Annotated in this window: 7 protein-coding genes; 5 read left to right on the top strand and 2 right to left on the bottom strand. The window is 42.6% G+C overall.

Annotation, left to right across the window (positions count from 1 at the left end; all coding sequences use genetic code 11):
• Positions 1-134: 134 nt before the first annotated feature.
• Positions 135-383, top strand: coding sequence for an SDR family oxidoreductase (locus H8S90_RS23045; protein ID WP_255501709.1), 249 nt, complete (start codon positions 135-137; stop codon positions 381-383).
• Positions 384-459: 76 nt separating this feature from the next.
• Entirely contained in the window at positions 460-2808 is a 2349-nt protein-coding gene (locus tag H8S90_RS23040) for a glycoside hydrolase N-terminal domain-containing protein (RefSeq protein WP_187340130.1), read from the top strand.
• A gap of 51 nt (positions 2809-2859) precedes the next feature.
• Here H8S90_RS23040 and H8S90_RS23035 read toward each other — a convergent pair whose 3' ends face one another.
• Both H8S90_RS23035 and H8S90_RS23030 read right to left on the bottom strand, forming a co-directional pair.
• Complete coding sequence (locus tag H8S90_RS23035) at positions 2860-4176, bottom strand: sugar porter family MFS transporter (RefSeq protein ID WP_187340129.1); 1317 nt, start codon at positions 4174-4176, stop codon at positions 2860-2862.
• An 87-nt stretch (positions 4177-4263) separates the two neighbouring features.
• Positions 4264-5172: an AraC family transcriptional regulator gene (locus H8S90_RS23030; RefSeq protein WP_187340128.1), complete on the bottom strand. Its 909-nt coding sequence runs from the start codon at positions 5170-5172 to the stop codon at positions 4264-4266.
• A gap of 110 nt (positions 5173-5282) precedes the next feature.
• On the opposite strand from H8S90_RS23030, the gene H8S90_RS23025 reads away from it, so the two are divergent.
• The 3 genes from H8S90_RS23025 to H8S90_RS23015 all read left to right on the top strand — a co-directional run bounded on the left by H8S90_RS23025 (position 5283) and on the right by H8S90_RS23015 (position 12003).
• On the top strand, positions 5283-8639 hold the full coding sequence (locus H8S90_RS23025) for a DUF5107 domain-containing protein (RefSeq protein ID WP_187340127.1): 3357 nt from the start codon (positions 5283-5285) through the stop codon (positions 8637-8639).
• The gene (locus tag H8S90_RS23020; RefSeq protein ID WP_187340126.1) at positions 8636-9592 is read left to right on the top strand and encodes an aldose epimerase family protein; all 957 of its coding nucleotides are present in this window, start codon (positions 8636-8638) and stop codon (positions 9590-9592) included. Before H8S90_RS23025 ends, H8S90_RS23020 begins: the two co-directional genes overlap by 4 nt.
• A 203-nt stretch (positions 9593-9795) precedes the next feature.
• On the top strand, positions 9796-12003 hold the full coding sequence (locus tag H8S90_RS23015) for an alpha-galactosidase (protein ID WP_187340125.1): 2208 nt from the start codon (positions 9796-9798) through the stop codon (positions 12001-12003).
• Positions 12004-12194 lie beyond the last annotated feature (191 nt).

The raw sequence follows: 12194 nt of genomic DNA, 5'->3' as shown, positions 1-12194 counted from the left end.
TTAGTCGGACATATAGGTCAGGAAAACCATGCGGCATACGGTGCTACAAAGGGAGCAATCAACGCACTCACCAAATCCATGGCGATAGACTTGCTCCCTACAAAATCAGGGTAAATGCGATCGCTCCTGCAGGAATGTGGACACCGATGTTACGTGAGTGGAGCAGCGAACAAACAAATGGAGCCGAAAGAACGGCTTATTTGGATAACATTCATGTTTTGGGCTATTGTCCAGAAGCAGATGTAGTTGCAGACGCTTGTGTGTTCCTGCTATCTGATAGCGCCCGATTTATCACAGGGCATATACTCCCGGTAAGTGGAGGAGCAGAGCTCGGCTATCGAATGCCGTCGCCGTATAATAATCCATGTTATCCAAAAGAATGACTATTTTTTTTATTATAAGCACTGGTAATTTTGCTTATCTACTATTCTTGTATCATATAAAGTAAAACCTAAAATAATGGAACGAATCTTATTCCCGACTTTTTTAATTGTCGCTATTATTGCGGCTGCACCTTTCACGGTAAGTGGCCAAAACAATGATTTAAATATTTACTTTGATCGCCCTGCCGCACAATGGGAAGAGACCTTGCCCTTGGGTAATGGACGTCTGGGTATGACCCCCGATGGAGGAATTGAAGATGAACTTATCGTGCTGAATGATATTACGTTATGGTCGGGAGCACCGCAGGACGCCAATAATTATGAAGCACATAAACGTTTGCCAGAAATTAGAAAGCTAATCAATGAAGGTAGGAATGATGAAGCGCAGGCACTGGTCGATAAGGATTTTATATGTTTGGGAGAAGGCTCGGTTAACGTACCTTTTGGCTGCTTCCAAATGCTAGGTAACTTACGTTTAAAGCATCGTTATCCTGCGGATATGGAAATCGCTCATGTGACGGATTATGAAAGGAGGCTTTCCCTAGAAAAAGCGCTAGCGACTACGCGTTATACGTTAAATGGTGTACAGTACAGCCGTGAATATTTTACTAGTTTTGCCGGTGACGTGTGTTTGATAAGATTAAGCGCTGATCAACCTCATAGCATCCATCTGGAAATAGCGATGGATCGGCCGGAGTGGGGTGATCGTAAAGTAGTGAGCGATATATTAGCATTATCTGGCGTTTTGGAGAGCGGAACGGCAGCAAGTGGCATGCAATACCAGGCAAAAGTAAAACCGGTGCTTAAAGATGGTACGCTTCGCACTAACGCTGATAAACTGTTGATTCAGGATGCTTCTGAGGTATTGCTGGTCATTTCCATGGGAACTGATTATAAGAACGATAATTACCGGAACGACATTGATCGCTTATTGCGGGAGGTATCAACGAAAAGCTATGAAGCTGAACGTTCGGCACATGAGGAAAACTATCAGCGATTGTTCAATAGATTGTCGATCAATCTCGGTAAAGGATCTGCTTCGGCTCTAACAACCGATAAGCGCTTGGCTAATTTTTACGACCATCCGGAAGATGATCTAGGCTTACCGGCTTTATTCTTTCAATTTGGCCGTTACCTGAGTATCAGCAGTACACGGGTGGGATTGTTGCCGCCGAACTTGCAGGGCTTATGGGCAAACCAGATTCAAACACCCTGGAATGGTGATTATCACTTGGACGTAAATGTGCAGATGAATCACTGGCCCCTGGAAGTGGCCAATCTATCAGAGTTGAACCTGCCTTTAGCTGATCTGGTAAAAGGCTTAGTGGAACCTGGGGAACGTACAGCCAAAGCATACTATGACGCCGATGGTTGGGTGGCACATGTGATTACTAATATCTGGGGGTTCACCGAACCCGGAGAGAGTGCTTCTTGGGGAACAACTAAGGCAGGGGCAGGCTGGTTATGCAATAACCTATGGGATCATTATGCGTTTACAAGAGATACCGAATACCTCAAGGAAATTTATTCTGTACTGAAGGGGTCTGCTCAGTTTTACAACAGCATGTTGGTGGAGGACCCTAAAACTGGTTTTTTGGTAACTTCCCCTTCGTCATCACCAGAAAACACCTTTTTTTTGCCAAACGGAAAAACAGCCAGTATCTGTGCAGGCCCTACCATTGATAACCAGATTATCCGCGAACTGTTTACGAACGTAATCCATGCCGCTCAAACCTTACAGGTAGATAATGAGCTGGTCAGTGAACTTCAAGAAACGTTAAAAAGCATTCCACCTACAGGACAGGTCGCACCGGACGGACGGTTGATGGAATGGATGGAAAATTATAGCGAAACAGATCCGGAACATCGACATATTTCACATTTATACGGTCTTTATCCAGCGACACTCATCACGCCTGTACAAACACCGGATTTAGCAGCGGCCAGCAAGAAAACACTGGAAGAAAGAGGGGATGATGGGCCGAGTTGGACCATTGCCTATAAGTTATTGTTCTGGGCCAGGCTGCTGGATGGTGAACGGTCATTTAAACTCCTGAGAGAGTTGCTTAAACCAACCCTCCGCACCGACATCAATTATGGCTCTGGTGGCGGCGTGTATCCCAATATGTGGTCGGCGGGCCCTCCTTTTCAGATCGACGGAAATTTCGGGGCAACCGCAGGAATAGCTGAGATGCTGTTGCAAAGCCATGAGGATTATATTGAACTTTTACCAGCAACGCCAGCAATTTGGAAGGCCTTTGGTGAAATCAGGGGAATTAGAGCACGGGACAATATAACTGTAAATATGGAATGGGAAAACGGTGTAGTGACTAAATGCGAGTTGCTTTCATCTGCTAACCGAAGCGTCAAAGTTAAGATGAATGGTCAAATGAAAACGATGAGAACAAAAAAGGCCAAACATTAACGCTTGGCCTTTGCAATATAGAGGTTGATTAGTTTTGTTGTTGCTCGTCTTTTATGCCTCCTCGTCCAAGCTCTTTCCTTTCGTCTCAGGCACAAAGAAACATAAAAATAAGAAATAAACTAAACATATACCAGCAAAAAATAAAAATGTTTGACTGGCAGAAAAGCGATCGATCATTACGGGAAAAGCATAAGTGAGACTAAAACAAGCTACCCATAGCATCGTAGAGGAAACGGAAATGGCAAGTTCTCTCACTTTTGTCGGAAATATTTCGGAAATCAATACCCAGGTTACCGGCGCTAAAGTGGCTGCATAGGTAGCGATAAAAGACAGTACCAGCAAGCTGAGTAAATATCCCCCAAATAATTCTTTCATAAAAGCATAAGCAATAAAAGCGAGTAGCAATGCCATCATTCCGGCTCCGAAGAGCATGAGCTTTTTCCGGCCTATCTTATCTACCAATTGCATCGCTATTAACGTAAAAGATAGATTAATTCCGCCAATCAGTACCTGTTGGAAGAGCTGGTCATCGACATTCATCCCTGTCCTTTCAAAAATAAGGGGCGCATAAAACAAAACAGCATTCGCTCCAGATATTTGCTGAAAGATAGCAATCAGAATACCTATCATCAATAAGGGAAAAATTCCCTTTTGCAGGAGGGTGCCGAAACTCGGCTTCAGGGATGGGTTTTGTTTATGCCTACTGATCAACAAGAGTTCTTTGGCGACCTCAGTAGGCGCAAGCAAACGCCTAAGTACTTCTTCACCCTTTTGCTGGTAACCTTTAATTAAAAGCCAGCGGGGGCTTTCGGGTATAAGAAAAACACCTATAAAGAATAAAATGGCCGGTGCTGCTCCACTTGAAAACATCCAGCGCCAGTTGTTCGTTACAGGGGCCAGAAAGTAATTGGAAAGGTAAGCGAGTAAGATGCCGATTACGATGGCAAGCTGATTGATCGATACCATTTTGCCCCGCATAGCTGCTGGGCTAACTTCGGCAATATATAAAGGAGACAGCACGGACGCTCCACCTACACCCATGCCGGCGATAATGCGCCACAGGGTAAGCGATGAGGAACTTTCCGCCAATCCCATCATTATGGAAGAGAAGGCAAATAATACCGCTGCACATATCAATGGTTTTTTCCTCCCTATACGTTCGGTTATCCAACCGGTAAATAATGCACCGAGCATGCAGCCGACGTAAAGACTGCTGGCCACCCAGCCGAGTGCAGGGGCATCTAACTTAAAATAGGGTTGAATAAAAGGGATGGTGCCCGAAAAAATGGCGATGTCAAAGCCAAATAGCAACCCACCAAGCGCTGCTACCAAACTGATTAACACGGTGTGACGATAAGGATTGTTCATGATGAATAAGGTCTATTTCCAATTAGGCTAAGCTAGTAAATCCTTTATCTTCAAAAATGGAATAAAACAGGTTTAGCATGGATTTTCTTATGATTCATCGGTTTTCCTTTTTGGCGATAAAGACCACCTACTACGATAATTTTTCGGCGATATGCCCATATGAGACCGGAAAAGACGTGAGAAATAGTAAGGATCATTGATCCCAATAGCGAGTGCTATTTCGAAAATTCGTTGGTTGGTAAATTGCAATAATTGGCAGGCCTTCTGAATTTTAAGGTGATTAAAATACTCGATAGGCGAATAACCGGTCTTCTTGTGAAAAATACTTGAAAAATGAGAAACTGATAGGTGGACGTGCTCGGCTATTTCTTTGAGTGTCGTTGGTGTCGAAATACGGTTTTTAAGGAAGCGGATAGCCTGTTCGGTAAGATCTTCTAGCTGTTCATCCAAATGGTGATTGAAACGTTCATTTAATAGGTAACCACTTAAATAATAAGGAAAAGTCAAGGAAATAAATTCCATGTTATCCCGACTATAACCTTGTTGTAACGTACTGTAAATTTTATCAAACAAAAAAAGATGCTTTTCATTATACATGACGCTATTTTTCCGCGAAAGCATTTTATCATATAACCGTTCGCAAATACTGCTTGCTTGCAAGCCTTGAAAATGTACCCAATAAATTGTCCAGGGATAATCGGGATCTGCCCGATATAAATGTTGTTTACCCGCAGGAATAATTAAAAAGTCGTTTGGTCTTATTGTAATTTCATGTCCATCTACTTGCGCGGTACCCTTTCCTTCTATACAATGAATCAAAATATATTCATGTGCACCCGAAGGCCGATCCCGATAATGGTATTGTGCCTTTGGATAATAACCGATGTCTGTAATATAAAACTCCTGTGTAATGGATCTGCTTTGGTATTGTTCGATAATCTTTGGAGGAAGAATGATGGCTTTTTCCCCTTCAAAACCCTCTTTTTTCTTAATCATAACGGTTAGTTTGGTGGCAATATAAGAAAATAATCCATTGTTAAAAATGATTTCTCCATTTTGACGAACAGAACAAAAGCTATTTTTGCCTTGTAAACCTTTAAAGACTTATGCAGACATCAGATGTAGTAACTATTTGGACCGAAGCAATCAACATTCCCACTTATTCTATTGGAAAACCGGAGAAAAATCCAATGTTTCTTGAAAAGAGAGTGTACCAGGGGAGTAGCGGGGTAGTTTACCCACATCCGGTAGTGGAAAAGATTTTTGATGAGAAAGAAGATAAGTCGTACCAGGCGGTATTTATCGAAAACAGTTTTCTCAAAGTCATGATTTTACCCGAGTTAGGAGGTAGGGTACAGATGGCTTATGATAAAGTCAAAAAAAGACATTTTGTGTATTATAATCAGGTCATAAAACCCGCTTTGGTGGGCTTGACGGGCCCGTGGATATCGGGAGGTATCGAATTTAACTGGCCGCAACACCATCGTCCAAGTACCTACCTTCCGGTAGAATATCATATAGAAGAACGAGCTGATGGTGCGAAGACCGTATGGATAAATGAAGTGGAGATTATGTTCCGAACGAAAGGAATGACGGGTTTTACCTTATATCCCGGCAAAGCTTATTTGGAAATAGCCGCACGTCTTTCTAACAGGACTTTGTTCCCACAAACTTTTCTATGGTGGGCGAACCCTGCGGTTAAGGTAAACGACCACTACCAGTCGATTTTTCCGCCCGACGTACATGCCGTATTCGATCATGGTAAGCGCGACGTCTCTTCCTTCCCGATCGCCAAGGGTACTTATTATAAAATGGATTATTCTCCAGGAACGGATATCTCCCGCTATAAAAATATTCCCGTACCTACCTCCTTTATGGCGGTGGGATCGCAGTATGATTTTATGGGAGGCTACGAGCATGATACCGAGGCGGGCATGTTACATGTAGCCAATCATCATACCGTACCGGGGAAAAAGCAATGGACATGGGGAAACGGTGATTTCGGACAGGCTTGGGACCGTAATTTAACCGATGAAGATGGACCCTATATTGAATTGATGACCGGGGCATATACCGATAATCAACCGGACTTCTCTTGGCTGCAACCTAATGAGAATAAATCTTTCGTGCAATATTTTATGCCCTACAGTAAAATCGGGGTGGTGAAAAATGCAAATAAAGATGTAGCCATTCATTTGGATCTGAACGGTAAACGGCTTACCATAGGAGTTTATGTTACGGGTATTTTTGAAAATGCAACGATTGAATTGAAGAAAGGCGAAGTATCTTGTTATAAGAAACAGTTGGTATTGTCTCCAGCATCGGTTTTCTTGCATGAAATAACGAACATCGATGATACGCAAGTGCATGAGTATGTGCTGTCGGTATGGGATCAGGAAGGACGTTTATTGATTGATTATCAATCCGAAGTATCTCAGGAAAAAGAGCTTCCAGCACCCGCTACATCTGCACCGGCTCCGCATGAGATAGCCAGTACAGAGGAACTTTACCTACATGGTCTGCATTTAGAGCAATACCGCCACGCTACCTTTGATCCCACGGTGTATTATGAAGAAGCCTTAAAAAGGGACAATGGCGATATTCGGAATAATAATGCATTGGGTCTATGGTGGTTAAGAAGAGGAGTTTTTGGTCAAGCAGAAACCTATTTCAGAAAGGCCTTGGAACGCCTGATTATGCGTAATACAAACCCTTATGATAGTGAGGTATTGTATAATTTGGGACTTACGCTGAAATTAAAAGGGACTATAAATGAAGCGTACGAATATTTTTACAAGGCGGTTTGGAGTGCCGCCTGGAAAGACAGTGCTTATCTAATGTTGGCAAGGATCGACATACAACGTGGGCACTACGCTTTGGGACTGGAGCATATCGAAGCGTCCCTACTGCGTAACACACAGAGCGGACAAGCTTTACATGTAAAGCTAATCCTCCTCCGAAAATTGGGAAAGTATCAAGAAGGTTTGTTACTGGCGGAAGAAATATTGCATGACGATGCTTTTAACTATGGTGTTCACTTTGAGCAATACCTCATAAAACTCGAACTAGCCGATCAGCTAGGAGCGGATGATAACAAAAGTCACTTACTCGCCTTGATTCAACATAAAATAGCTACTGGTATTGAATACGCTTTGGACTATGTGCAGGCAGGGTGTTATCAGGAAGCTGCGGCTTTGCTGAACCTTTTAAAGGATAAAGGCGATGAAAATATTACACCCTTGCTTTATTATCATTTAGGATATATTGCTGACTTAGCCGGTGAGCCGGAACTGGCGGACAACTATTTTAGTATAGCGAACAGCTGCTCATCGGATTATTGTTTTCCTAACCGGATAGAAGATATGTTGGCTTTGCAGAAAGCGGTGCAGCTCCGCACTTCGGATGCGAAAGCTCATTATTATTTGGGGAATTATTGGTATGATAAAAGAGTACATCAGCAGGCGATTACTGCATGGGAGAAATCGGTATCCTTAGACCCTGCTTTCCCTACCGTTAAACGCAATCTGGCTTTGGCCTACTATAATCAGCAAAAGGATTTTACCAAAGCGATGCAGACATTGGAAGAGGCCTTTCTCTTGGATAAAACGGATGCACGGGTGCTCATGGAGTTGGATCAGTTATATAAGCTTCAGCAGGTAACTCCCGAAAAAAGGTTCGAGCTACTCGATCAGCATCAGCATCTAGTGATAGAACGCGATGATCTTTATCTCGAAAGAATTACTCTGCTGAATCTCCAAGGTAGGTTCGCAGAGGCTTTTGAGTTATTGGCCAGACGAAAGTTCCATCCCTGGGAAGGAGGGGAAGGGAAGGTGACCAGTCAATATCTATTGGCTGGGCAGGAACTGGCTAAGCAGGCCTTATCACAGGCGGATCATTTGACGGCATTACATCTGCTTCATACCTTGGAAAGCTATCCGCACCATTTGGGAGAAGGGAAACTGCCGAATGCGCCAGAGAATGATGTACATTATCTATTAGGCCTCACTTACGAACGATTAGGGAATAACGGTAAGGCCAAACATTATTTTGAGCGAGCTACCCAAGGCGAAACCGAACCTGTACAGGCAATTTTTTATAATGATCCGCAACCAGATAAAATCTTCTATCAAGGTTTGGCTTGGTTAAAGCTCGGTGAACCCGTACATGCCAAGCAAATTTTTCAAAAGTTAAACGATTTTGGTTCCGCTCATATGGATGACATCATCAATATTGATTATATGGCAGTATCTTTGCCGGATCTGTTGGTTTTCGATCAAGATCTGTCCTGGAAAAATCGGATTCATTGCCATTATATGGTCGGATTGGCAGCATTGGGTTTAGGCAGATATGAAGAGGCTACGGATCGGTTGAAAGAGGTGTTGGCATTTAATAATAGTCACTTAGGCGCTTTTGTACACCTCCGGATGGTTCCTTTTTTGCATTCACTTGAAATCCGGTTATGAGTAAGGTCAAGCAATATCTCCTGTCGAACAAAAACGGTATGCGGGTGGGCATCAGTAATTTGGGAGCTGTCATCACCTGCATTAGTGTTGCCGATAGGAACGGCTCTTTTTCTAATGTCGTGTTGTCTTATCCGGATCTCGATAGTTATGGCAATGATAAGCATTATATCGGTGCCACTCTTGGAAGATATGCTAATCGCATAAAAAACGGGCTGTTCAGTCTTTATGATCAGCAGATTCAGGTGACTGTGAACGAATCGAAGGGGCATCATCACTTACACGGTGGCTTTTCGGGCTTTAGTAACAAAATATGGACAACAGCAGCCCATAGCAACCAAAATATTGTCTTACATTATGTTAGTCCGTCAGAAGAGGAAGGCTTTCCTGGAGAGCTTTCAGTTAACATTAGCTATACATTAAAGGATGATGACACATTATGGATTACCTACCAAGCTACCACTAATGCGGCTACCATAGTCAATCTCTCTAATCATAGTTATTTTAACCTAGCTGCCCGTGGCACAATTGACGACCACTTTTTACAGATTCATGCTGCCCAGTATACACCTACAGATGATCATTTCATTCCTACCGGAGAAATTGCTTCGGTAGAAGGTACCTTATTTGATTTAAGAAGAACAACATTGATGAAGGAAGTTATGAAAGAAATGGTTACCGCCAATTATGCTTTTGGACCACAAAGGGAATTACGTTTGATGGCCACTGTAAAGGAGCAAACGAGTGGGCGGCAACTGGAAGTGTGCGGAACACAACCAGGAATGCAAGTGTATTTCGGTAACTTTTTGGATGATGCATTTAAGCCTTTCCAAGGCATATGCTTGGAACCACAGCATTATCCAGACGCTCCCAATCATTCGGCTTTTCCTTCAACGGTATTAAACCCGAGCGAACTATATGAACAACAGATTAGTTACCGTTTTACCAATTTTTAGTGAGGCGACCATTTTTTCATTAATTTGGCTTCTTTAGGATAGATAAAGGCGCCTTGAAAATTGAATAACCAATAGAACCTGCATGAGCTACTGTTTAAAAAGGGTATGGATACAGAGGGCTCATGCAAGCTTCATTGCCCTTTAATTAAACAAATTATTCGAATGAAAATAATAAAGCACATATGAAATTTTACCAACCTAGTATGAAGAAAACTTTCTTTCTATTATTCACCGTCGTTTTCGGGTATATGTCACTGTATGCGCAGCAGCAACAATTGGAACTGAAAACAGAACAGCAGATCGTGCTGGAAACCCAACACCAGGCATTGGTATTGCAAGTGGAAGAGAATAAGGATTTTAATATGGCTTATCTCGGACCAAAGCTCCAGGACAAGCAGGAGTATCAATTGTTACAGGGTATGTACCAACAAACAGGAGATTATACGGGTATGTATGCGGCTGCTTACACCGGATCCGGAGCACGCAACCTGTTGGAACCCGCCATCAGTGTGATCCATACCGATGGCAATCAATCTTTGGATTTAAAATATGTACGGCACGAACTGCAACAAATAGACCAAAATATTACCGAACTGAAAGTCGATTTAAGAGATGCGGTATATCCCTTCGAGGTAAGGTTGTATTATCGTGTTTACGCGGCAGAAGATGTTATGGAGCAATGGGCGGTTATCCAACATCAGGAGAAAGGCCCTGTTGAGTTAACCAAGTATGCTTCTGCTAATCTCAGTTTGAAGGCGGATGATTTCTGGTTAAGACATTATCATGGCGATTGGATTACGGAGATGCAACCGGAAGAAACGAAGCTCACACATGGTATAAAGACGATCGACAGTAAACTGGGTGCCCGAACAAATCTGTTTCAACCCTCGGCCTTCATGCTTTCTTTTGGGCACCCGTCCAAAGAGAACGAGGGCACCGTTTTGTTTGGTGGGTTGGAGTGGAGCGGTAATTTTAAAATCGATTTTGAGCTCGATCCGCAAGACAATTTACGCATACTGGCAGGGATGAATAATTATGCCAGCACCTATGTGCTGAAAGCCCAAGAAGATTTTATTACGCCAAAGTTCTTGTATACGCTCTCTAATGAAGGTATGGGGAAAGCTAGTAGAAATTTACATAACTGGGCCAGAAATTATAAATTGTTAGACGGCAAGGGCGAGCGGTTGACACTGCTGAACAATTGGGAGGCCACGTACTTTGATTTTAACGAGAACAAATTGTTTGCACTATTAAAAGATACCAAGAAGTTGGGCGTTGATCTTTTTCTATTGGATGATGGTTGGTTTGGTAATAAGTATCCGCGCAATGCTGATACCTCAGCTTTAGGCGATTGGGAAGAAAATAAAGAAAAGCTGCCTAATGGATTGATCTCTTTGGTAAAGGAAGCGTCGAATAACGAAGTAAAATTTGGTATTTGGGTGGAACCCGAAATGGTTAGCCCTAAGAGCGAATTGTACGAAAAGCATCCGGATTGGGTAGTGAAGCAAGCAGAACGTCCTGAATACTATTTCAGAAACCAGTTGGTACTGGATTTATCGAATCCGGAAGTACAGAATTTCGTGTTCAAGACTCTCGACGATCTTTTTGTGAAGAACCCAGGTCTGGCTTATGTGAAATGGGATTGTAATGCCGTGATCTACAATGCGCATTCTCCTTATTTAAAAGAACAGGGTAATTTCTATGTCGATTATGTGCGTGGCTTATATAAGGTGTTGGAAAGATTCCGTGAAAAATATCCCAAAGTACCCATGATGCTTTGCTCCGGTGGAGGCGGAAGGGTGGATTATGGCTCGCTCGAATATTTCACCGAATACTGGCCGAGCGACAATACCGATCCGCTTGAACGGATATTTATGCAATACGAGTACTCTTACTTCTATCCGGCTATTGCCAGCTCCAACCATGTGACCGATTGGGGAAAGCAGTCCATGAAATTTAAAGTAGATGTGGCGATGATGGGTAAACTTGGCTTCGACATTGTAGTAAGTGAGTTGCCCGAAGAAGAATTAGCGTTTTGCCAGGAAGCGATAAAAAACTATAATGAGCTGAAACCTACCATCTGGCAGGGCGACCAGTATCGATTGGCTGATCCAAGATCGCAGGATTACGCCTCTATTTGCTATGTAAACGAAGAGAGAAGCGAAGGTGTGATGTTCAATTATCAGGTAAATTACCGACAGAATAAAGGGTCTATAGTACCGATTAAATTGCAGGGTCTAGATCCGCAAAAACAATATCGCTTAGAAGAGATCAATTTATATAAGCAATCTCAATCACCCATTAATAGCCAAGAGCTGTATTCCGGTGAATTCTTAATGAAAGTTGGCTTTAATCCGCAACTCGATAATAATCGAACCAGCGTTGTGCTGAAAATATCAGAAAGTCGATAGTCTTTCGACTGTAATAAATAGAAGTCCCATGAAGTAATGAACAATTTCTCATTACTTCATGGGACTAGCCTTTTATTTACATATAATTTCATAGAATAATCCATCTTTTCATAATTTTAATCCATTTTTTCCCTTTGGATTGTCCGTTACCTTTGCTCCGTACCAATAATAACGTGTAAATAAACTTAAAA

The organism is Olivibacter sp. SDN3 (assembly GCF_014334135.1).
GTDB lineage: Bacteria > Bacteroidota > Bacteroidia > Sphingobacteriales > Sphingobacteriaceae > Olivibacter.
Note: the sequence above shows the minus strand (reverse complement) of the source record. Positions and strands in the feature narration are given on the sequence as shown.